Annotated in this window: 22 protein-coding genes and 1 rRNA gene; 9 read left to right on the top strand and 14 right to left on the bottom strand. The window is 47.0% G+C overall.

Annotated elements, in window-relative coordinates; genetic code table 11:
* Positions 1-84: 84 nt before the first annotated feature.
* The 3 genes from LBPC_RS03860 to LBPC_RS03850 form a co-directional block, all read right to left on the bottom strand.
* Positions 85-1,654: ribosomal RNA gene (locus tag LBPC_RS03860) — 16S ribosomal RNA — on the bottom strand.
* A 477-nt stretch (positions 1,655-2,131) separates the two neighbouring features.
* A complete protein-coding gene (locus LBPC_RS03855) occupies positions 2,132-2,515 on the bottom strand; it encodes a CvfD/Ygs/GSP13 family RNA-binding post-transcriptional regulator (RefSeq protein WP_003566816.1) in 384 nt (127 codons plus the stop codon).
* A 63-nt stretch (positions 2,516-2,578) separates the two neighbouring features.
* On the bottom strand, positions 2,579-3,163 hold the full coding sequence (locus LBPC_RS03850) for a peptidylprolyl isomerase (protein WP_003566814.1): 585 nt from the start codon (positions 3,161-3,163) through the stop codon (positions 2,579-2,581).
* A gap of 223 nt (positions 3,164-3,386) precedes the next feature.
* Between LBPC_RS03850 and LBPC_RS03845 the strand changes: the two genes are divergently transcribed.
* From LBPC_RS03845 to LBPC_RS03835, 3 genes are all read left to right on the top strand, one after another.
* Positions 3,387-4,373, top strand: coding sequence for an NAD(P)/FAD-dependent oxidoreductase (locus tag LBPC_RS03845; protein ID WP_003566813.1), 987 nt, complete (start codon positions 3,387-3,389; stop codon positions 4,371-4,373).
* Between the two features lie 38 nt (positions 4,374-4,411).
* Positions 4,412-4,915, top strand: a complete 504-nt coding sequence (locus LBPC_RS03840) for a phosphatidylglycerophosphatase A family protein (RefSeq protein WP_003566812.1) — start codon at positions 4,412-4,414, stop codon at positions 4,913-4,915.
* Positions 4,916-5,000: 85 nt separating this feature from the next.
* On the top strand, positions 5,001-5,654 hold the full coding sequence (locus LBPC_RS03835) for a VTT domain-containing protein (protein WP_003566811.1): 654 nt from the start codon (positions 5,001-5,003) through the stop codon (positions 5,652-5,654).
* Between the two features lie 87 nt (positions 5,655-5,741).
* Here LBPC_RS03835 and LBPC_RS03830 read toward each other — a convergent pair whose 3' ends face one another.
* The 7 genes from LBPC_RS03830 to LBPC_RS03800 all read right to left on the bottom strand — a co-directional run bounded on the left by LBPC_RS03830 (position 5,742) and on the right by LBPC_RS03800 (position 11,743).
* A complete protein-coding gene (locus LBPC_RS03830) occupies positions 5,742-6,365 on the bottom strand; it encodes a TIGR01906 family membrane protein (protein WP_003566809.1) in 624 nt (207 codons plus the stop codon).
* A 5-nt stretch (positions 6,366-6,370) separates the two neighbouring features.
* A complete protein-coding gene (locus LBPC_RS03825; RefSeq protein WP_003566807.1) occupies positions 6,371-7,147 on the bottom strand; it encodes a TIGR01457 family HAD-type hydrolase in 777 nt (258 codons plus the stop codon).
* Between the two features lie 8 nt (positions 7,148-7,155).
* A complete protein-coding gene (locus LBPC_RS03820; protein ID WP_003566806.1) occupies positions 7,156-7,800 on the bottom strand; it encodes a YutD family protein in 645 nt (214 codons plus the stop codon).
* Between the two features lie 49 nt (positions 7,801-7,849).
* Positions 7,850-9,226: a bifunctional metallophosphatase/5'-nucleotidase gene (locus LBPC_RS03815; RefSeq protein WP_003574158.1), complete on the bottom strand. Its 1,377-nt coding sequence runs from the start codon at positions 9,224-9,226 to the stop codon at positions 7,850-7,852.
* Positions 9,227-9,337: 111 nt separating this feature from the next.
* On the bottom strand, positions 9,338-9,940 hold the full coding sequence (locus tag LBPC_RS03810) for a metallophosphoesterase (protein ID WP_003569369.1): 603 nt from the start codon (positions 9,938-9,940) through the stop codon (positions 9,338-9,340).
* 1 nt (position 9,941) lies between these two features.
* The gene (locus LBPC_RS03805; RefSeq protein WP_003569367.1) at positions 9,942-10,679 is read right to left on the bottom strand and encodes a YibE/F family protein; all 738 of its coding nucleotides are present in this window, start codon (positions 10,677-10,679) and stop codon (positions 9,942-9,944) included.
* Positions 10,676-11,743, bottom strand: coding sequence for a YibE/F family protein (locus tag LBPC_RS03800; RefSeq protein ID WP_003593697.1), 1,068 nt, complete (start codon positions 11,741-11,743; stop codon positions 10,676-10,678). Before LBPC_RS03800 ends, LBPC_RS03805 begins: the two co-directional genes overlap by 4 nt.
* A gap of 88 nt (positions 11,744-11,831) precedes the next feature.
* Between LBPC_RS03800 and LBPC_RS16940 the strand changes: the two genes are divergently transcribed.
* Positions 11,832-11,981: a hypothetical protein gene (locus LBPC_RS16940; protein WP_016363517.1), complete on the top strand. Its 150-nt coding sequence runs from the start codon at positions 11,832-11,834 to the stop codon at positions 11,979-11,981.
* A gap of 65 nt (positions 11,982-12,046) precedes the next feature.
* Here LBPC_RS16940 and LBPC_RS03795 read toward each other — a convergent pair whose 3' ends face one another.
* Positions 12,047-12,361, bottom strand: a complete 315-nt coding sequence (locus tag LBPC_RS03795) for a hypothetical protein (protein WP_003566802.1) — start codon at positions 12,359-12,361, stop codon at positions 12,047-12,049.
* Positions 12,362-12,479: 118 nt separating this feature from the next.
* Here LBPC_RS03795 and LBPC_RS03790 point away from each other — a divergent pair, with 118 nt between their 5' ends.
* The 3 genes from LBPC_RS03790 (at position 12,480) to LBPC_RS03780 (ending at position 16,227) form a co-directional block, all read left to right on the top strand.
* Positions 12,480-13,820 (top strand): glycerophosphodiester phosphodiesterase, encoded by a 1,341-nt coding sequence (locus LBPC_RS03790; protein ID WP_003662961.1) that lies wholly within the window; start codon positions 12,480-12,482, stop codon positions 13,818-13,820.
* Positions 13,821-13,958: 138 nt separating this feature from the next.
* A complete protein-coding gene (gene pepV, locus LBPC_RS03785) occupies positions 13,959-15,362 on the top strand; it encodes a dipeptidase PepV (RefSeq protein WP_003569363.1) in 1,404 nt (467 codons plus the stop codon).
* A 112-nt stretch (positions 15,363-15,474) separates the two neighbouring features.
* Entirely contained in the window at positions 15,475-16,227 is a 753-nt protein-coding gene (locus LBPC_RS03780; protein WP_003566799.1) for a biotin--[acetyl-CoA-carboxylase] ligase, read from the top strand.
* Between the two features lie 6 nt (positions 16,228-16,233).
* Here the strand turns inward: LBPC_RS03780 and LBPC_RS03775 are convergent, their stop codons facing one another.
* Positions 16,234-16,917 (bottom strand): YjjG family noncanonical pyrimidine nucleotidase, encoded by a 684-nt coding sequence (locus LBPC_RS03775; RefSeq protein ID WP_003566798.1) that lies wholly within the window; start codon positions 16,915-16,917, stop codon positions 16,234-16,236.
* A 301-nt stretch (positions 16,918-17,218) separates the two neighbouring features.
* Here LBPC_RS03775 and LBPC_RS03770 point away from each other — a divergent pair, with 301 nt between their 5' ends.
* Positions 17,219-20,002 (top strand): transglycosylase domain-containing protein, encoded by a 2,784-nt coding sequence (locus LBPC_RS03770; RefSeq protein WP_003564052.1) that lies wholly within the window; start codon positions 17,219-17,221, stop codon positions 20,000-20,002.
* Between the two features lie 122 nt (positions 20,003-20,124).
* Here the strand turns inward: LBPC_RS03770 and ccpA are convergent, their stop codons facing one another.
* The gene (ccpA, locus tag LBPC_RS03765) at positions 20,125-21,126 is read right to left on the bottom strand and encodes a catabolite control protein A (RefSeq protein WP_003662959.1); all 1,002 of its coding nucleotides are present in this window, start codon (positions 21,124-21,126) and stop codon (positions 20,125-20,127) included.
* Positions 21,127-21,433: 307 nt separating this feature from the next.
* On the opposite strand from ccpA, the gene LBPC_RS03760 reads away from it, so the two are divergent.
* Positions 21,434-22,537 carry a M24 family metallopeptidase gene (locus tag LBPC_RS03760; RefSeq protein ID WP_003578090.1) on the top strand — a complete coding sequence of 368 codons (1,104 nt, stop codon included), beginning with the start codon at positions 21,434-21,436 and terminating at the stop codon, positions 22,535-22,537.
* A 93-nt stretch (positions 22,538-22,630) separates the two neighbouring features.
* On the opposite strand, the gene LBPC_RS03755 is transcribed toward LBPC_RS03760, so the two are convergent.
* Positions 22,631-23,152, bottom strand: coding sequence for a transcription repressor NadR (locus LBPC_RS03755; protein WP_003564045.1), 522 nt, complete (start codon positions 23,150-23,152; stop codon positions 22,631-22,633).
* Between the last annotated feature and the right edge of the window lie 77 nt (positions 23,153-23,229).

The following is a 23,229-nucleotide window of genomic DNA, read 5'->3' as shown; positions in this document are numbered from 1 at the left end:
AGGGTGCTTGAGGGTGATCCCCTCAAAACTAAACAAAGTTTCGTGTGTGCAGGTTTCCGTCAGACTTTCAGTCTGTTTCCTTAGAAAGGAGGTGATCCAGCCGCAGGTTCTCCTACGGCTACCTTGTTACGACTTCACCCTAATCATTTGTCCCACCTTAGACGGCTCGCTCCCTAAAAGGGTTACGCCACCGGCTTCGGGTGTTACAAACTCTCATGGTGTGACGGGCGGTGTGTACAAGGCCCGGGAACGTATTCACCGCGGCGTGCTGATCCGCGATTACTAGCGATTCCGACTTCGTGTAGGCGAGTTGCAGCCTACAGTCCGAACTGAGAATGGCTTTAAGAGATTAGCTTGACCTCGCGGTCTCGCAACTCGTTGTACCATCCATTGTAGCACGTGTGTAGCCCAGGTCATAAGGGGCATGATGATTTGACGTCATCCCCACCTTCCTCCGGTTTGTCACCGGCAGTCTTACTAGAGTGCCCAACTAAATGCTGGCAACTAGTCATAAGGGTTGCGCTCGTTGCGGGACTTAACCCAACATCTCACGACACGAGCTGACGACAACCATGCACCACCTGTCATTTTGCCCCCGAAGGGGAAACCTGATCTCTCAGGTGATCAAAAGATGTCAAGACCTGGTAAGGTTCTTCGCGTTGCTTCGAATTAAACCACATGCTCCACCGCTTGTGCGGGCCCCCGTCAATTCCTTTGAGTTTCAACCTTGCGGTCGTACTCCCCAGGCGGAATGCTTAATGCGTTAGCTGCGGCACTGAAGGGCGGAAACCCTCCAACACCTAGCATTCATCGTTTACGGCATGGACTACCAGGGTATCTAATCCTGTTCGCTACCCATGCTTTCGAGCCTCAGCGTCAGTTACAGACCAGACAGCCGCCTTCGCCACTGGTGTTCTTCCATATATCTACGCATTTCACCGCTACACATGGAGTTCCACTGTCCTCTTCTGCACTCAAGTTTCCCAGTTTCCGATGCGCTTCCTCGGTTAAGCCGAGGGCTTTCACATCAGACTTAAAAAACCGCCTGCGCTCGCTTTACGCCCAATAAATCCGGATAACGCTTGCCACCTACGTATTACCGCGGCTGCTGGCACGTAGTTAGCCGTGGCTTTCTGGTTGGATACCGTCACGCCGGCAACAGTTACTCTGCCGACCATTCTTCTCCAACAACAGAGTTTTACGACCCGAAAGCCTTCTTCACTCACGCGGCGTTGCTCCATCAGACTTGCGTCCATTGTGGAAGATTCCCTACTGCTGCCTCCCGTAGGAGTTTGGGCCGTGTCTCAGTCCCAATGTGGCCGATCAACCTCTCAGTTCGGCTACGTATCATCGCCTTGGTGAGCCGTTACCTCACCAACTAGCTAATACGCCGCGGGTCCATCCAAAAGCGATAGCTTACGCCATCTTTCAGCCAAGAACCATGCGGTTCTTGGATCTATGCGGTATTAGCATCTGTTTCCAAATGTTATCCCCCACTTAAGGGCAGGTTACCCACGTGTTACTCACCCGTCCGCCACTCGTTCCATGTTGAATCTCGGTGCAAGCACCGATCATCAACGAGAACTCGTTCGACTTGCATGTATTAGGCACGCCGCCAGCGTTCATCCTGAGCCAGGATCAAACTCTCATATAAATATGAGCTGTTCGAATAGCTCGATTTGTTGTTCTAGCGAATTGACTTCGCAAATGTTACTTTTTGCCTCGGTACCAAAGTACCAAGGACCCTGCACATTTAAACGAAACTTTGTTCAGTTTTCAAAGGACGACCTTGTCAAAAGACAACTTTGATAGATTATCATGACCAGCGTTACATGTCAACGTCTTTTTAAACATTGAATATTTATTCATCTGTTCTCGACGTCGCACATTGCGCAAGCCATCAACTTGATCTAATTAAGTATATCCGCTAAAGATCAGCGCCTTTTGTTTTGACAACAACAAGTATCATACCAGCACTTTAACGATGTAGTCAATAAAAAATTCATGCAAATTGAAACATTTTAAAATACCGAAAGATCGCGAACGTTTTCTCCAGAATTGCATAAAAATTCAGCATTTCTGCGAACATTATTCTATTCATCGTGACAAAAGTTCAGAAAAAAGAACCGGCTCATTTGTGAGCCGGTTCTTCGTCTAAATGATCAAGTGCTTCAGCGACCCACCCGTCTAACCGAGCGGCAATCGGTGCAAAGCCTGTGTGAAATTTACGACTGGTCCAATAATGCTTGCGGCGACGCTTTTTACTCATTCTAGGCGACGCTTGTAAGGCACGTAAGGATAAACTGATTTTTTGGGTATATTCGTCGATGTCCAAAATCACAACTTCAACTCGCTGGCCGACGGTAAAAATATCGCTGGTGTCCTTGACATAACCATGCTGGCATTCTGAGATGTGCACTAAACCTTGCGTGTGCTCATCAAGCATGACAAACGCGCCATAAGGTTGAACGCCTGTCACTTTGCCAGTCAAGATATCTCCTATGCGATATTCCATTCTGACACTTCATTTCATTGGATTTCTCTTTGAGTATACCCTAAAAATCATTGCCGACCAATATTAGTCTTCAATCGTAACCTGATCAATCGTGACCGGTTCAACCGGCTTATCATTAGCACCTGTTTTGACTTTACTAATCTTCTCAACCACGGACAGGCCACTTAGGACTTGGCCAAAGACTGTGTGGCGATGATCGAGCCACGGTGTACCGCCTTGTTTATACGCTTCAATGATGGGTTCTGGGAATCCAGCCTCACTTAGTTGCGCCTGCATGCTCGGGTCTAAATGCGCATTAGTCACAATGAAGAATTGGCTGCCATTCGTATTTGGACCAGCATTGGCCATTGAAAGTGCACCTTTCAAATTGAATAGCTGATTTGAAAATTCATCATTAAAGGGCTTCCCCCAGAGACTTTCACCGCCCATGCCGGTACCGGTGGGGTCGCCGCCTTGAATCATGAAATCATCAATAATCCGGTGAAAGATCAAACCGTCGTAATAATGTTTTTTGGCAAGGCCTACAAAGTTTTCAACTGTCTTTGGCGCCTGTTCAGGGAAAAGTGCGATTTCAAAGCGACCTTCGCTTGTTTCAAAAATCGCTTTTGGTCCCTTAAAGTCTTTGAGTTCTAATTGTGGGTAATCCATGATCAATCTCCTTTACAAGTTAACGTTCTTGTACTAGGCGTAGTATACCAGCCCAGCCCCTGAGCGCAAACTACACAGGCTTGCTGATGCAACGATCGTCTATTAAAAAGGCTGCTTACGGGCTAATCACACTTGACAGACCGGTGTTCAGCCTATTTTGGTACTTATCGTGAAAATATGGTAGTGTATGGACGTCATACTATATAGAAACGGAGCATTGCAAATGTCAGTGCAGCATGTATATGAAATCACGGTAATCGGCGGCGGCCCGGTTGGGATGTTCGCCGCTTTTTATGCGGGTTTGCGCCAGGCAGACGTTTTGTTATTGGAGAGTCTTGACGAGCTTGGCGGCCAAACAGGCAACTTATACCCTGCCAAAATTCTCTATGATATTGGCGGATTCCCGCATGTTAGTGGCAAAGACCTTGTCACGCAGCTCAAAACTCAGCTCGTGCATTTTCATCCTGAAGTCAAGACCGCTACGGAAGTACAGACGATCGATCAAGATCCAGATGGCTTTTTCACATTGCATACAAGTCAAGGCGATTTCCGCAGTAAAACTGTGATCGTGGCAACCGGTGGTGGTGCTTTTACGCCGCGCAAGTTAGCTGTTGACTATGATCCGGCATTGGAAGGCAAAAAACTGTTCTACTTCGTGCAGGATTTGGAAACTTTTCGGGATCAGGAAGTGGCCGTGGCTGGTGGTGGTGATTCTGCAATTGATTGGGCACTGGCACTTGAACCGGTTGCCAAACATGTCAGTCTGATTCACCGTCGTGCCAAATTTCGCGGCTTGGAAGCCAGTGTTGCTGCACTTGAAAAAAGCAGTGTGACAATCCAGACGCCTTACCTGATCGAATCAGTCACCCCTCAAGATGATCAGTTAGCGATTCAATTGAAGGAAGTTCGCGGCGAGGCACAGCCAACGCTCACCGTCGACAAGCTGTTGATCAATTATGGATTTGTCACCGACAAACACCACCTACAGGCTTGGCAACTTGACACGGATCGTAATGGTATACTGGTGGACACACAAATGCAGACGAGTCGTCCCGGCATTTTTGCAATTGGCGATGCTGTCAGCTATGCTGGCAAGTTGCCGTTGATTGCCAGCGGTTTTGGAGAAGCGCCAACCGCTATCAATGAGGCCTTAAGCCGCTTATATCCAGATCGACGTCAGGCCTTGCACAGTACTCAGTTGTATCATTAACGCTCATCTGCGCAATTTACCCATCAAGGAGCAAAAACATGACGAATGAAGAAAAATTGTATGACCGCACGATTCAACTGTTACATGAACGCGGGGTTCGGATATCCGATATTGGCGAACTTGTAATGTTCCTGCAAGAACGCTTCATCCCCAAGCTGACACTCGAAGAAGCCACACAAAATGTGCGCATTGTTCTACGCAAACGTGAAGTTCAAAATGCTGTGATGACTGGTATTGCTTTGGACAAGGCAGCAGAAGCTAACAGTTTGGAAGAACCGTTGCAAAAAATCATCGCTGAAGATGAAGGTTTATATGGCGTTGACGAGGTGCTTGCCTTCTCGATTGTCAATGTATATGGTTCGATTGGTTTTACCAATTACGGTTATATTGATCGCATCAAGCCAGGGATCTTAGCTAAGCTGAACGCCCATGAGCCTGGCATTATCCACACCTTTTTAGATGATATCGTGGGAGCCACTGCTGCTGCTGCAGCAAGTCGACTTGCTCATTCACATCCAGAAATTGAAGACGACATTTATTGATGTTTTGGTAAAATTCTGTCAGGATTCATGAAATTTTCACATCAATCCGTATAATAAGCTGTAATTCATTAAAGGAGTTCACAAGATGACCCAACTGTTCGACTTCATCATGCATATTGATGAGCATCTGATTACCATCGTTAATAGCTTCGGCCCTTGGACCTACGCCATCCTTTTTGCGATGGTCTTCATCGAAACAGGTGTCGTTATTTTCCCCTTCCTGCCTGGTGATTCATTGCTATTTGCTGCAAGCGCGTTGGCTGCAAATGCCGCGTATAACCTGAATGTGTGGATTCTCTTCGCCGTCTTTCTGGCTGCTGCGGTTATTGGCGACACCGTCAATTATGAAATTGGCAAGCGCGTTGGTTCGGCAGCATCCACTGGCAATGGCTGGTTTGGACGGCTGATCAATCGCGACAAACTGAAGCAGGCGGAGGCTTTCTTCGACAAGCACGGCGGTAAGACGATTGCCATCGCCCGCTTTATGCCGCTGATTCGGACATTTGCGCCGTTTGTTTCCGGCGGCTCCCGAATGCATTACGGCAAGTTTATCCATTACAATCTGTTAGGCGGTTTCCTCTGGGTCACCATGTGCGTTTTCGGCGGTTTCTACTTCGGCAATGTCACCTTCGTGAAAGAACACTTTTCGTTGGTTGCCATCGGTATCGTGATCATTTCCCTTCTACCGATGGTCATTGCTGCCATTAAAACCCGGACAGCTAAAGCTACTGAACGCTGAGCAAAATGATTTGCATCAAAAAAACGCATCGCCTGTCACGTGGTAAATTCCACGTGACAAGCGATGCGTTTTTGCTTGCGCTGCCAATCATGCCACCTTCGCATCTTGACGCCCGCGCCAAATGCCCCAGATCATGACAGCTTCAAACAAAGCAAATGCTGTCAGAAAACACAACATGAAGAATCCTTCAGGCAAAACGTTGATGATCGGATCAGTCGCCGGGTCAAACAGCCAGTCGCTATTGCGAAAAAGGACTTCATGAAACGTGATGAAAAATTGGTCGAAGTTTACCGCTAATATAGCCGTCAACACAACAGGTACCACGGCCCCAATCATAAACGGACGAACCAACAAATATCTTTTTCTGGCAATGCGAAGTTGATGCAACCAGCGTACCGCAAATGGGACCGTGACCACAGCAACCCCTATATCGAAGAGAAAGAGGTGGCGAACGTCCGCAAAATGAATGGCGCCATGTACGCTTGTGGGGAAATCATTCATATGCAGAGTACCAACCCACGGTAAATTTAAGTAAGCCATCAGCTGCAAATAATTCTGATAAAGCCGGCCAAGGGACATCACGGCAATCTGCGGTAGATCATCCATGTGTGCATAAACTGGAAAAGTGATCAGCGTACTTAAAATCGTCATGAACACAAGGACACTAATGATGGCTAGCCACAACGCCACCCATTGAGCAATACGCTTCATGGAGGTTAAACCTCCCAATCCGTCAAGGCATCAATCTGATGTGTGGGCTGATGGACTTGCTTGGAAACATAATCACGGGTAGAAACGCCGGTATACACTAAAATCGTATCAATACCAGCATTCAGCCCTGCCTTAATGTCCGTGTTGTAATTATCGCCAACCATGGCAACCGCTTCTTTAGGTAAGCCCATTTTTTTCAAGGCTTTCTCCATAATCGTTGGTTCGGGTTTGCCAATGTAAAAAGCCCGCTGCTGTGTGCTGCGCTCCACTAGCGCGATCAATGAGCCCGCGCCTGGAACCAAACCGCGCTCATTCGGGAGATTGGTGTCAGCATTCGTCCCAATAAACTTTGCCCCGCGTTTAATCGCCAGTGTTGCCAGTTCAAACTTATGATAAGTCACATCATAGTCAAGGCCGACGACCACATAATCCGGATCAACTTCATTTAATCGTAATCCAGTATCCAGCAACGCCTGCTTGAGGCCTAACTCGCCAATGATATAAATAGACTTACCCGTCACATCGCCATGATTAAGGTCGGTCAGATACGCTGCAGTTGCTAGTGCCGGGGTGTATACCTGCGCCGGTTGGACATGAATATCATGATTCTCTGCTAAGTTTTTGACCACATCTTCTGGACTTTTGGTCGTGTTGTTAGTTAAAAATAAAAACGGGATTTGTGCCGCCTGTAGTCGTTCAACGAAATCCTTTGCAGCGGGAATCCGCTCCTTACCGCGATAGATAGTGCCATCAAGATCGATCATATAGCCTTTATACTTCAAGTTCGTCCCTACTTCTTATTAGTCTCACGCCGCCGAATCGTAAAATGTCGCTTGCGTGGTTGTGTCTGATTGATAGTTTTAGCCTGATCGCCGCGAATTTTGGTTGGTCGGGTTGTTTTTTCCGTATACGGTTTTTCCGCTTTTGCTGACCGTGGCTTATGCTTATTGTTTTGGCTGTTGCGCCGATTTGTTGGGGGTGTCTGGCGATGCACTGGTTTGATCGTTTCTGATCTCTGCCCCGCCTCACGATGTCCCTGACGACGATGCGGCTGCCCTTTTGTCACTGACTTGTCTAAACACGCCAAAACAAAGTAAGCACAGCCAAAATTACAATATTCATACAAATAATCTTCAAGTGTGCCGATGAGCTGGTCTTTGCTGACACCGCGTCGATCATCTTTATAGAATCCGCGTAAACGCAGCTGATCATAGCCCCAATCACCAACGATATAATCATACTTATCAAGAATTTCGTTGTAGCGTTCGTTCAAACGCGCAACATCAAAAGCATTTCGGTGATCCTTAACAAGGCGATAGCGGCGACCATCAATCGTTAGTAAATCACCGTTAACAATGACCACCCGCGAATCTTTATCAGCTTCTGGGGTCAATGCGGCATCGATTTGTTGCATAAGCGGTTCATGTTCGCCCATGTGCTCACCTCCTTATGTGTGCTGATGCTTCGCAAAGTATATCACGAAATCATAATGGATATTTTTGAGCTAAGTACTCGCCCACCACATTCCGTAATAGCTTAGGAAAAAGCAATTCATTGCTGCCCATAATCTCAATGGTTGGAAAGAATGGAATGAACAGAAAATTGTCCACCGTCACAAACGTATATTGTTGTTCTGGCACCAACGGTTTCCCATGCCATAGAACAACCCGTTTTTCACGATTAACGCTAATCCCCCGGTAACCAATGTCACCAAAAATCTTTCCACGAAAACTCATGCCGATCATATGAAAATGTCGCAGGAACATTCGATTCTTTTCCATTTCCATGATTAAGCGCCACAGTTCCTTACCACTCAGCGTTACTTTTAACAGATGCATGGGATGCGGCAAACAGGTTAATAAATCCGCTTGGGTTACAACACCCGGACCCAGCGGCATAAGGAAAAGTCCGGCATTTAAAATCGCCGCGTCCACCTGAGCGCCATCAGCCAATGCTTCTAAACCTAAATCCAGTAATGGTGAAGGCCCATCATATTTGATCGATAGCTGTTTGGGCAACCGCGCCACCTGATGCTGCTTGAGCAAAGCAATTCCTTTGCTCTCATAGCCCTGTATCTCACGCGGGTCAGCAGCTGCCGCTTGCATGAGCTCAGTTTTAAATGTCTCGGCCTGACGGGTGATAATTTGATGCTGATCATCCAGCGTCAGCGTCACTTTGCCGACATAATGGCCATACTTTTCTGCAGCTGTTAATAAGGTGGTGCCATGTAACTCACCGTCTGCCAATAAATGATGCGTATGGCCTCCGATCACGACATCAATCTCTGGATACTGTTTTGCTAAGTGCCGATCAGCCTCAATTCCTAAATGTGACAGCACAATTAACACGTCATAGGTACCTGATAATTGCTTCAAAATATCCGGAAATACATCCGCCACGGTTTTAACTTGCCAGCCATTTGGTCGATATGTCAGAAAAAATGGCGCCGTGAATCCGACAATCGCAATGCGTGTACCAGCACGCGTTTGCGTTCGCACAAACGGTTTAGCCCATGTCGGTCGGCTGCCGTCAACCTCGAATAAATTAGCCAGTGCCACTGGAAAGTTCGCATGATCGTATAAATGTTCCAGCACATCATGCGGGTTACCGACACCTTCATTATTGCCGATGGTTGCTGCATCGTAACCAATTTCATTCAGCAATTGCACATTGATCTGACCTTGCGTAGCTTCCGTTAAGGGCGCTGAGCGATCCATCGCATCCCCGTCATCAAATGCCAACACACTCGCGCCTTCTGCTTGTTCTGCAGCGCGTGTTCCCAACATAAACCGCCGAATCTTCGGCCAATTTTCAAAATGAGAATGCAGATCATTGGTATGCAGGATCACTAACTTTTCCACGAGAAACCTCCCTGTGCCGGCAAAAATAAATACTCTAACTGGTGAATCACCGGCGCGCTTTCTTATTTTTATCCTATGCTCTGATAAGCGGGCGGTCAAACAAACGGTTGTTCATCGATTTTGGGCTAACGCCTGGGCCTTAAGCCGATAAATTTCATGCACTTCAGCAGCGGACAGCGGTGTCCCAAATGGCAGGTGTGGCATCAACAAATCGCGTTCCGGTGCATCTACCCCGACATTAATATTCTCAGCGAGATTGACGCTGTTGTGATGAATATGGCCATGTAAATTCAGTGTTTGTTTGACAATCCCCATCATCAACGGGTAGTGCGTCATAATGAATTGTGTATGGTCGTCCTTAATAATGGTGCCAACATCATGAAACGTGAATTTTGGCTGTCCATTCACACCAGGATCATTTCGATGAAGAAACTTGAACAGTGACTCATAATCATGGTTCCCTTTAATGAAGACAATTCGACCGTTCAGCTGTTTTAATATACCAAGCACTTCTGGTGGTTGCGGAAAATGCTCAGGATTCATCGCGATATCGCCTAAATGATAGACAATATCCCGATCCCCCACGCGAGCATTCCAAGCATTGATCATTGCCGTGTCCATAGCCTCAACAGAGGGGAAAAGTCGCGGTGCAAAATCGTTTTGGCCTAATAGATCGGCGTGAAAAAAATGAGTGTCTGCAATGAAATACTGCATATTATTCCTTTCTGCGATGCGCATGACGAGTTGTCACAACCCAAGTTGTCATCGGTACCGTCAAAACAACGGCAATGACCGAAATCAAGACTTGCAACAACTCCCCAACAAAGATTTTATTATTGATGATTTGGCTGAACGGATAGCGCAAAGATGCAAACCAAATGAACAATGATGAAAACCCGCCAAAAAAACCAAAGAACAATGTATTTAACGCCGTGCCAATAATCTCATGCCCCATCTGTTTGATGCCGGCATCACTTGCTTGATCCTTGATTTCATCCATCCCCGCCGCTACGGCAATGGCCGCCTCCGCGATGGCTCCCAGCGTGCCTAATAAGGTTGTTGCAATCAAAATATGCGGAAAACTAACCCCGATGTAAACAGAGAAGCCTTCAAGACTTTCTGAATCTTCTGGTCCAAAGCCAGCTGTCTGACTGAGCGTCATAGTCAAAATAATGAGCCCCACAAGCAACGTCATGATTAGCAACGCGGAAACAAACGCTGGACCCGCAACCGCTACATGACTCGTGCTCAAGAAAATGGTGCTGGCTAAAATAATCAATCCGAATACCACAGCGAGAATAATTGGATTGAACCCGCTCGCCATCAAAATCACGACTAAAATCATAAGCAAAGCATTGACCGTCAGCGCAAAGAAATTGGCTAGGCCTTGTTTGCCCCCAATCAAGAGCATCATGACTAGTAGCAATAGTGCCAAGGCAAGAATTGCATTCATGCTGCCACCTTCTTTATTTTAGCCATAAACGCGGCTAAACCGCTCGTCATTGGCACCGCTAGGACAATTCCGAAGGCACTAATTAAACTTTGGGCAAACCCAAGCCCCATCACCCAAATGACTGTTTGTGCAATCGAGTTATTATTACGAATCCATAGCACTGATTCCACAAAAGTATCAGCAATAAAGATCATAAAGAGCACTGAAATTAGCGGTCCCATGACATTCCGGCCGATTGCCATACCTGCCTGAAACCGTTCTTTGGCGCTGTCATGCAACTGAAAAATCGCCACTGAAATGTCACTTGCTTCATCAAGAACAGCGCCTAATGAACCAATAACAATCTGAGCGAAGAACAGCAATTGCGGCATTTGCGTCGCATATTTCACTTCTTCCAGATGCACACCGTTATAATTTGTCAACGTCAGTACACCATAGCCTAGCGCCACAGCAAGGCCAGTTGCCAGTAACGATCCCAGTGAAATCGTGACGGCAATCGGCTTAAAACCAACAATGAAAACCGCAGTCAGAATTGTAAATACGACTGCTAGACCAACAAACAACCACCACGCCTGCCATTGCTTACTGCCAATTTCCCACGTTACCGCGATAAAAAAGATCACCGTGTTCAAAAGAATACTAATACTTGTTAACCAAGCGCGACGCCCCATAACCAAAAAAATTAGGCCAAATGTCAAAACAAGCAACGCCGCAAGGATGGCATCGCGTTTGATGTTGTTGAGCGTATAGACGCCCTTATCGACATCTAAAAAGATTTGTTCACCTGGCCGCAACTGATTGTCTAAACCGCCGCTGAACGAGTACGTATTATGAATGGTGACGCTTTGCCCGCGTTTTGCTGTGTTCAGTAAACGCACTTTAACCTGTTGCTTGGTTAGCCGATCATGATTCTGATCCTCATCATCATGACTGGTCGTTTTAATGACTTGAACTGATTCGACACGACCGACTGGTTTGGCGTAAAGACTGCTATCAAACTGCATGCCAATAAAAACCGCAATTGCCGCAACGAACGGAATAAGCCATTTACCAAAATACTTCACGCTGACGCCTCCTCACATTCACGCGGCCAAAATCAACCTAGTGAATGCCCTACTTTCATATGCCCTACATTATATAAGTGGCGTCAACGTGACGCAAAATGCGGCGTGTATCAAACTAACCGAAAATCAAGCCAACTACCTGACGATTCGCGATGGTGCTCACCTAGTTAGCGCAGTAGGTGAGACTAAAGCCACCGCACCGCTGCTAGCATCACCCAAGCCAACGTTACCAGTGTGAATGCCAGTGTTTGTTAGGTTTTGTTTAAATTGTTACTGTCGCTGACGATCCAGCGATATCACCACTCATCCAACATGGTTCTGCTTCAGAATCTCGTGGTAAGCCTGGCGTACCGGCCCTTCTGGTTTGTCCCACTCTTCCCAGCTCGTCAAATCAGCTGACGGGAATTCATAATGATCGTTGATGTACTGTTCGTAAGCTGTCACAGCAGTTGAATGAGGAATGTTTAGTTGAACGATCCGCACACGTTTAATAAGCCCCTTCATAGCCGCCTTTTCCGCCCGACCGTTCATCATGACGTTACCTAGTTCAAAATAGCGACTACCGTCATTCCGTGTGATTTCTTGAATTAAATCGAAAACTTGAAATTTATCAGCCATGTTCTTCGTACTCCTTTATCAATTTAGCCACTGCTTGTCGTGTTCTAAAAATTGTCCCGGCTACTTTGTGGTGCTATGTTTATGGTATGATGTTTTTTTCTGGAAAGGAGCAGCCTGTATGGGCAAGCGACTCACGCTGGCAGTGCTATTGCTGCCTTTATTCCTTCTGCTTTCGGGTTTCACGCTGATCGGCCATCGCGGCGATCCGTTGAATTATCCGGAAGAGACTTACCAAAGTTTTGACAGTGCTTTTAATAATGGCGCCGACTATGTCGAACTGGATGTGCATGAAAGTGCTGACGGTGTCGTGGCGATTCAACACGACTCAACGATTCAACGAATGACCGGCGCTAATTTGGCAATTGCCACAACGAACTTTGCTCAACTTCAGCAATATCATACCAAAAATGGCGAGCCGATTCACAGCTTGGAAGATCTCTTCATTCATGAGCAACAAACCAACCATAAATTTCTAATTGAGACCAAAATCGTAAAGGGAGAACCTCATCCCCATCTCGAAGACAAAATAGCGGCATTAATCCAAAAGTATCACATGGAAAATCGTGTGATGTTTCACTCATTTTCCGCTGCAAGCTTAAAAAGGCTTCAAGCCGTTTTGCCCAATGTGCCCCGTATCCTTATTGTTGGCTCACTTAAACGAATCAATTTTGATGTCTTAACCTACGTAGATGGTATCAACCTGAGTTCGGACTTAGTGACACCGCAACTTGTGACCCAACTTCACGATCTTGGCAAAAAAGTCTACATCTGGGACGAGATGAACGAAAATCGCTCATTATGGACTTGGCTGGTGAATCTCAACATTGACGGTATCGTCACCAACTATACGGCTCTAGGGCATGAATTTCAGGCATTGAAGGCCGCTGCAGTGACAACCGATATTAACGATCTTGGTGCCAACTCCAGTACCACGCCCTTACCCATTTACGAAAATCCATATCAGCCGACGTTGCGCCATGAACAATTAGCGCCTGAAACCCCTGTGATGATTTCCAGCATGATCACGATTGCTGGCAACACCTATTATCAAATTGGCGACAATGCTTTCGTTCCAGCGACAACTGTCAATCTTGCGCCGCAAGCCGGATGGGCTAGCCTCTTCATTAATCAAAATGCTGTTGTCACCGGAAAAAAATTTCGCGTGCCAGTATACGCTGATCCGTTGCATCAACAAGATGTCATTGCTCACATCGCTAACCATACGCGTCATCACATCACAGCGGCACGGTATGAAGGCAATCACCTCTATGTAAAGATCAAAACCGGTTGGCTAAACGCCCAAGATTTGCAACTGTTGCCAGATGCTGAAAATATGACTACCTGGATGAGTCAATATCGCAGTATTCCTGCTGCACAAAAGCCACTTGTCCACTGGGCATTAGGCGACACGGCCTTTGACACACCACTGTTGAATGCTAGCGTCGTTGGCATCGGTTAATCGCCGAACCACGCTCAATCATAAGCCGTTCATCAATTGTGACTATCAACCCTCACAATTTGATGAACGGCTTATTAGTTTCCCATGATTAAACATGCTATCCTAAAGACAATGACAGTAAGAAAGTAGGTTAACCTCATGACGATTAATTGGCAGCAAGAAGCAGAGAAGTTAGAACCGCAACTCCTTTCAGACTTGACAACCCTTTTGAAAATCAACTCTGAGCGCGATACGGACCATCAAACAAAGGCGTACCCACTTGGCCCGGGACCGGCCAAAGCACTGGAAGCCTTTTTGACAATTGCCGAACGCGATGGTTTCAAAACACTTAATGTTGATAACGTTGCCGGTCGCATTGAGCTTGGCAGCGGTGACGAGATCTTTGGTTTGTTTGGCCATGTGGATGTTGTGCCAGCAGGTCCAGGTTGGCAAACTGATCCATTCGTACCCGTTATCAAGGACGGTAAAATTTATGGGCGTGGCACTAGCGATGATAAAGGACCAAGCATCGCAGCTTATTATGCCTTAAAGTTGATTCGTGATCTTGGCCTGCCAATCAATAAAAAGATCCACTTTATCATCGGCACCGATGAAGAATCCGAATGGGTCGGGATTCATCGCTATCTGGAAACCCAGCCGGCACCGGATTTTGGCTTCTCACCAGATGCTGAATTTCCAATCATCAACGGTGAAAAAGGCATTGCCAGTTTCAAAATCGATCAAAAGCCAATTGCCGCTGCACCAGCTGAGTTAACGCTCACCAACTTCTCGGCCGGGATTCGGCCAAACATGGTGCCGCAAGTCGCAACTGCGACCATCACCGGCGATTTACCAGAAACTTTTGCCACACAAGCAACCGCTTGGGCGGATGAGGCTGGCGTCAAACTTACCCTTACTTTGGGTAATCCAACAACCATTGAAGTTGTCGGCAAAGGTGCACATGCACAGGAGCCAAAAGATGGCAAAAATGCTGGCACTTACTTGGCCAATCTACTGGCAGACTTGCCATTTGATCCAGCCGGTAAAGCTTATCTCCTGATGGTCGCTAAATACTTGCACAACGACTCACGAGGCAAGCTGTTAGGCATCAATTATACCGACAAGCTGATGGGCGAATTGACCGCCAGCCCAGACATCTTCACCTTTACTCAAGATGGCGAACAAAGTGTGCTTGTGAATGTCCGTTATCCGCAAGGGACAGATGCTGACACCATTCGTGATCAGATTGAGACGACATTAGGCGCCGACAAGGTCACCGTAAGCATCAGTGGTCATGCCCAAGGCCCTCACTATGTGCCAGGGGATGATCCATTGGTGAAAACACTTCTCCAAACATTCACTGATCACACCGGGATCCCAGGACATGAGCAAGTGATCGGAGGCGGAACTTATGGTCGTATCATTAAGCGCGGCGTTGCATTCGGTGCCCAAATGCCAGGTCAAGAAAATGTGATGCATCAAGCTAACGAATACATGCCGATTAAGGATATCATCACGGCTGTTGCCATTTATGCCGATGCCATCAGTCGCCTGGTCAAGTAATCTCTGGGCGTCATTTTATCGACATTCAGTTCATGCAAGGCCGTCTTAGTTTTAAACTAGGTCGGCCTTGTTGGCGTTAACCGTTATCAAAACGTCTGAAAGGAAGCAATTTATGTTTGAACCTGATGCTTTAAACCCATGGTTAGATGATCCCCGTTTGCGTGCCGCTGTCACCACAGCAGGTACCGTCACATCCACAAATGTCATTTTAAAAAAGTCCGTTCAAAACGGCGGCCCCTTGCCACAGATTTTAATTGCCGACCAGCAAACCGCTGGCGTTGGACGGCATGGTAAACATTTTGCAAGCCCAGCTGATGCTGGACTTTACATCAGCTATGCGTTTCATCCACAAATTAACCGTGCCCTAATCACACCTGCTGCTGGTGTTGCGCTTCAACAAGCAATCGCCGATCAGTTTGGCATCAGCACTCAGATTAAGTGGGTAAACGATCTACAGAAAGCTGGTAAGAAAGTCGCGGGTATTTTAGCCGAAGCGTTGTTGGAACAAAATGCTGTCATTTTGGGAACCGGCGTCGATCTTTTCCCTGCTGCCAGCGGTCCTTTGCCAAATGATCAGCCGATGACAACCATTTTGCGCGAGGTCCCTGCAAATGATCCGCGTCCCGAGCTTGCTGGTCGTTATTTGACCCACTTGATGCGGCTTTTTGCCAATCCCGAGACCATCATGCCAGCGTACCGCAAACGAGCAGCATGGGTTGGTCGCCGCATCACGGTCAGCGGCACACAAAATCCGCTGACCGGGACGATCAGCGGATTCGATGATAACGGCGCTTTACTATTAAAAACAGATCTTGGCACATTGGTGGTCTCAAGCGGCACCATCCGACTCGTTGAAACAGTCTAAGTCACCTCAGTTAAGCGCCAATAGCTTCGTCAAATCGCTAAATTCGTTGAGTTGATAAGTCGGTGTGATGTGATCGCGATTTGGCTGAAAATGTGGATTAAACCAAATCGAATCAATTTTGCCATTGATCCCACCTTGAATGTCTGAGGTCAGCGAGTCGCCCATGATCAATGTCTCACGCCGGTCAAACCGCGGGATGCGTTTGGCAACATAGTCAAAAAAGGCCACGGTCGGCTTCGGGCTGCCCACGCTATCAGAAACAAAAATATCTTCAAAGTAATCAATCAGACCGCTCGATGCCAAGCGTTCACGTTGCACAGGCTCGATACCGTTGCTGACAATAAACAGCCGATAATCCTGCAACGCATCCAAGGTGTCCAGAACTCGCGGCAGCAAAATGGCCTCTTGATCCAAAAAATGATGATAGGTGCGTTCTGCCAAATGCGGATCAGCCTCAATGTGATGATGGCGAAAGAGTTTGGCAAACCGCACATCAAATAATTCTGGCCGCGTGATGCGCCCCGCTTCGTAGTCACGCCATAGACTGGCATTAATTTTCAGATAACTTGCCTCAATCCGCGGCGAGTAAGTCAAATTGAGTCTGGCAAACATCTTTGCCAGACTTTTTAGTTCACCTGCTTTAAAATCCAGTAACGTGTCATCAACATCAAACAAAATTATCCGATACATACTAAGCTCCTATTCTCGTCTTAAAGCTACATGCTATCAGTTTTACACACCTGATGAGACGTGACAAGCTGTTTGCGAAGTCAGCGCTTAGGCTTCGCCACTGCGTCAAAGATGTGCTCACTAGCCTTGGAATCTGCAGACAACGACCCCGTCAAAAACCGGTCATCACGCCTCAAGCAGCTTACACCCCGGTTTTAGGCTAGGTCGGTTCACACGCCTCAACAAATCCCCGGTTAGAATCCGCTTAATATTTAAGGTATACTAAGGCGTACTAGACCATAATTTAAGGTGGGACAAGCATTTGAAGAAGTTCTTTGATCGAGTCAAAACGCTCGGGACTCGATTTCGCCACTGGTTCACTGCGTTTGTGACCCGGCGTCCTGATTCCGAAGCAGAGACAACAAACTTAACTGGCAAGGAGGCCGTTGTCTTTTACGGCAACGTCACCTTACAAAGTATTAAAACCATTGTTTATTACTTACTCGGCGTGCTCGGTATTGCGACTGTCTTTGGCCTCGGTTTATTCGGCGGCTATTTCGTTTCAATTATCGATGCCACCCCGATTCCGACCGAAGCTGCCATGAAGGCCACCCTTTCCAATACAAGCCGCACTTCCAGCATGTATTTTGCTCACAATGTCAAACTCAGCAATGTTAAAAGCGATTTGGTCTCAACCAAGGTTGATTTGAATGAAATGTCGCCTTGGCTGACAAAAGCCATTGTCGCCACTGAAGATGAAGACTTCTATCGGCATGATGGCGTTGTACCCAAAGCGGTCATTCGTGCTTTTTTCTCTGATTTAACTGGCATGGGCAATCAAACCGGTGGCTCAACATTGACACAACAAGTGGTCAAAATGATGTTTCTAAGCTCAGAAACGACCTTTAAACGTAAAGCGGCAGAAATTATGCTCGCCCGACGTTTAAATAATCATTTTAGCAAGGATCAAATTCTAGCCACGTATTTGAATGTGGCCACACTTGGTCGTAACAATAAAGGTCAAAACATAGCTGGGGTTGAGGCAGCTGCCCAAGGCCTATTCGGCGTCTCGGCGAAGGACATCAACCTGCCAGAAGCAGCGTTTATTGCCGGCCTGCCACAAAGTCCGTTTATTTACACCCCGTATACCGCTTCTGGCGCCCTTAAAAGCAATCTCAAAGATGGTGTGGATCGTCAGCAGACCGTTCTATTCCGGATGTATCGAGCTGGGGTCATTAGTCATAAACAATATGTCGACGCCAAGGCATTTGATATCAAAGGTGCTTTTCTCCAGCATGAGAATGCTGAAGAAGACGACAATCAATATGGCTACGTGTACAACATGGTGTTAAGCGAAGCCGAATCATTACTTGCTGAGCAGTTGGCTAAAAACGATGGCCATTCCGCCGCCGAATTGGCGAAAGACAACGCCTTAAACAACGACTATCTGCGGCAAGCTGCTAATCTTTTTTCATCGAAAAATTATCAGATTAAAAGCACGATTAACAAAGATGTTTACGACCGGATGCAATTTGTGATGAAGGCAACACGCAGCACATTTGGTCAGACTTATACCAGCACACAAATTAATCCGAAGACTGGCGAAACCGAAACCATTAAACATCCAGTCCAAAATGGTTCGGTCGTCTTGGACAATCAAACCGGGGCTGTTTTAGGCTTCGTTGGCGGAGTCTCTGGTGAACTCAATCACATCTATACATTGCGTTCGCCAGGATCAACGATTAAGCCTTTGCTAGTTTACGCGCCGGCCGTTGACCAAAAAATCATCGGCTCGCAAACAGCGTTGGCTGATTTTAAAACCGATCTCGGCAACAATTACAGCGTGACAGACTACGGCGGTCAGATTCAGAATCGCTTTATTCCTGCCACCGAAGCGCTTGCCCAATCCTACAACATCCCAGCAGTCAACTTATATAAACACATCAAGCCGACCGTTAATGTTAAGGACTATATGGATAAAATGGGCATCGATACCCTCACCAAAAATGACTATAGTCAGCTTGGACTCGCTTTGGGCGGGACTGATTACGGGGTTGATGTCAAAGAACAAGCCAGCGCATTTTCAACCTTTGCCAACCAAGGTGAGCACGTACCAGCCTACGTGATTTCGGAGATTGTCGATCCGTCTGGTCATCCAATCTATCAACATAAGGTTAAGAAAACTAAAGTCTTCTCTAAGGGCACGACCTACATCATGAATCAAATGTTGAAAAACGTGATTGATTCCGGAACTGCGGAAAGCCTCAATTATCAACTCCACTTCAACACTGATAACCTGATCGGGAAAACAGGGACGAGCAATGATTTCCGGGACATCTGGTTTATTGGCTCGACACCTGGGGTAACAATCGCCAGTTGGATGGGCTATGACAATAATGATGGCACAACTTATTCACTAGATGAGACTGGCTCCATGACCAATGAAGCCTATTGGGCTAAATTAACCAACGCAGTTTACCAGACGATTCCTAAACAATTTAAGGTTAATCAGAAACTGGCACGCCCGGATACGGTTAAATCAGTGACTGTCGATAAACAAACTGGGCAACCCGCTGGCACCTTGACTTTTGACGGAAACACCTACCGAACTGGCGGCTCAACCGTCACCAGCCTTTACAATGATTGGCAGCCAACCACGAAAAATGATTTTGCCATCGGTGGCAGTAAAGCTAATTATCAGTTGTTCTTCGACCATCTTGATGGCAAACAAAATGGCTATGGTCAGGTTTCCGATGCCAACGGCAATTCAACTGAAGCCAAAAAAGAACATCAAGAAACCCCGATCACGCCAACTGAAGATACTCAGACGACACCTAGCAGTGCTCCTAGCGTGACAGTGCCATCAAGTCAGCAAAACCAACAAGGGACATCTGAAAACCAGCCAAGCGAACCACAAACCACCGGGACTGGCGGCACGAATGGCGCCACCGGCACTGGTGGGACTGGCGGTACTGGGACGACCACAGAAACTGGCACGACAACCGGCACAGGTACAACGACTGGTGGCGGTACGAATACTGGTGGCACTAATAATACCAATCAACAACAGACCCCACCTGCAACAACGACTGGCGGCGGTCAGTAACAACACGATCACGAGTTTTCGTTTCAACGCAAGAAAAAAGGCCTCCAAGTAATTTGCTTGGAGGCCTTTTTCTTTGTCCTAACGACTTTACATGTCAGCTAAACAGCTCACAAAAGCTGGCATTATTTCGTTGAGCCACGCTTCAAAATATCGAAGCCAAGCATAACGGTCTTTTCCTCGATCTCTTCTTTATTCATCATCTTGGTCAGCAAGCGCATAGCAACCGCACCAATATCATACAATGGCTGATCAATCGAAGTAAGTTGTGGCCGAGTCATTTCCGTCAGTTTGGTGTTATTGCTGGTGATAATTTCAAAGTCGTCCGGCACCTTAACGCCCTTATCAATTGCGTCATCCAAAAGGCCAACTGCTAACTCGTCATCACCTGCAATAACCGCCGTTGCCCCAACTTTCTGCAACTTATCAAACAAGGCCAAACCAGCTTGGTAGCTTGGCTCATTTTCAAAAATCAGGCTTTCGTCATAAGCAACACCGGCCTTTTCCAGAGCCTGTTTGTAACCCTTGAGCCGGAACTGCCCATTGATCGGATGCGTCAATGAACCGGTCGCCAGAGCAACCCGCTTGTTGCCACTTTCCAATAACTGACGCGTGGCTTCTTCGACAGCAGCCACGTAATCGATGTTGACACTGCCAACCTGTTCGTCAGGATCGATTGAGCCAGCAAGCACAACAGGGGTCTTACTGCGTGAGAATTCAGCACGAATTGAGTCAGTCAATTCATGGCCCATGAAAATCAAACCATCCACTTGTTTAGCCAACAATGTGTTTAACACCGTGACTTCTTTTTGATTGTTTTCATCAGAGTTCGCCAAGATGATATTGTACTTGTACATCGTGGCAACATCATCAATCCCACGTGCCAAGCTTGAGAAGAACATGTTCGTGACATCTGGGATAATTACCCCGACAGTTGTCGTCTTCTTGCTTGCCAGACCACGAGCAACTGCATTCGGCCGATAATCAAGCCGTTCGATCACTTCCAAAACCTTCTTGCGAGTAGCTGGTTTCACATTTGGGTTACCATTAACGACTCGAGACACTGTCGCCATTGAGACATTAGCCTCGCGTGCGACATCATAAATTGTAATTGTTTGCTTTTCCAATTGATTTTCTCCTTAGTCGTGAAAAGATGAAATCACGAAGTTCTATTTACATTCCAAAGTAACAGAATAGAAATAGCAATGCAAGCGTTTTACTGAATTTTACATGAAATTTTCACAACCGCCTTTTTCAGAAAGCCCATCAAGCTAGTCACGTGATATACTAAAAGTTAAAGTTTTAAGTTGTGCTATTTTACCACGATGCTTGATTGGCGCACGACTTTTAAGCCAGATCGCGAGCTAATCCGGTTAAAAAGTGCACCGCGTCTGCATGGTACTGCGCCAGTGAACACGTTGAGGAGGAAAAAATATGAATGAACATTTAGCTGCTTTGCAAGCTTGGGTTGCAAAAGAAGGGTTGGACCTGGCCTATATTAGCGACCCAATCAATATCAACTACTACACAGGCTTTTTTCAAGATCCTGAGGAACGCATCACAGCGTTGATTGTCACCCCTGACAACGATCCTTTCCTATTCACCCCTCAGCTGACGATTGAAGAGGTCAAAAAAGCTGGCTGGCCGTACCAAGTCTTCGGTTATCTTGATCACGAAGATCCATTTGCCATCATGGCTAATCACATCAAAGCGGTGACAGCGAACCCGACAAAATGGGCAATTGAAAAAGATAATCTAGCTGTCTTCAAATTTGAAGCTCTCATGAAACAATTTCCGGATGCTACCTTCCCAGTTGACGCATCCCGGTTCATTGAGAACCAGCGACTCATTAAGACACCGTCAGAAATCAAACAGATGGAAGCAGCTGGTGCTCAGGCAGATCGCGCCTTTCAGGCCGGCTTTAACGCGATCAAAGCTGGCGCGACAGAACAAGAAGTGGCAGCTGAAATCGATTATGCCATGATGAAGGAAGGCGTCATGCACATGAGCTTTGGTACCATTGTGCAGGCCGGCGTCGACGCTGCCAATCCGCATGGTGAACCAATGGGCACCAAGCTTCAACCAAACGAGTTGGTTTTGTTCGACCTTGGGACTGACAACCATGGCTATATGTCAGATGCCACCCGTACTGTTGCATTTGGTCAGGTCACCGGCAAGCCGCGGGAAATTTTCGATGTCTGTTTAGAGGCCAATTTAACCGCAATGGCGGCTGTCAAGCCTGGTTTGAAAGCATCCGAGCTCGATAAGATTGCCCGCGACATCATTACTAAGGCTGGTTATGGCGATTACTTTAACCATCGGCTTGGTCATGGGATTGGCATGTCGACACATGAATTTCCATCAATCATGGAAGGAAACGATATGCTGTTGCAGCCAGGAATGTGTTTCTCAATCGAACCGGGCATCTATGTACCTGGTGTTGCTGGCGTTCGGATTGAGGACTGTGTCCACGTCACCGAAACCGGCTGCGAACCATTTACCCACACCTCAAAGGAATTCACGGTCATTAACGGCTAGGACAGGTCTAAAAAACTGCACTATAGTCGTATTCATATGCCACAAAAAAAGCTGCCCGGAAAGATTCCGGACGGCTTTTTTAGCGGCATCAGACTACCTCTGCTCCACTTGTTCATATAGCATCCCCGCCTGCCGCAAAGCTGCTTTGATTTTGGGCATATCGCGCTCATTTTTAACGCTAATCGTATGCAAATGAATGCCACCGGTCAATTCTGACAACAGTCGGCCATGATAGCGCGACAACCGACTCATAAACAGTTTCATGTCAGCCACTGTCCGGATGTTTAACTGGCCGCGCAATTGTCCATAAAGCGGATGCTCAACCAAAACATCCTCGATCCATCCGCCATTTTCAAGAATCAACTGTAACTCTTCGGCAGTTTGTGCCGGCGTATGTTTGCAAGGCAACAAAAACTCATGGGCGGCCGGTCGAGAAAACATATACCCTCGTGGCGTTGCAATAATCGGCTCACCTTGTGCGCGCAACAACGCAATGTCGCCAACAATTGTCTGGCGGCTCACGGCAAACTGCCGGGCAAAACTTGAGGCACTAAGCGGCTCAGCGGCTGTACTTAAAGCAGCCTTGATCTGCGCTTGACGTTCACTATTCAGCATATTCTCTCCTTTAAAAAAGATCTATAGACGGTGCTGCGACCTTGGCAACCAAGTCGTCGTTTGGTTGCTGCAAAAGG

It is taken from the genome of Lacticaseibacillus paracasei subsp. paracasei (assembly GCF_000829035.1).
GTDB lineage: Bacteria > Bacillota > Bacilli > Lactobacillales > Lactobacillaceae > Lacticaseibacillus > Lacticaseibacillus paracasei.
Note: the sequence above shows the minus strand (reverse complement) of the source record. Positions and strands in the feature narration are given on the sequence as shown.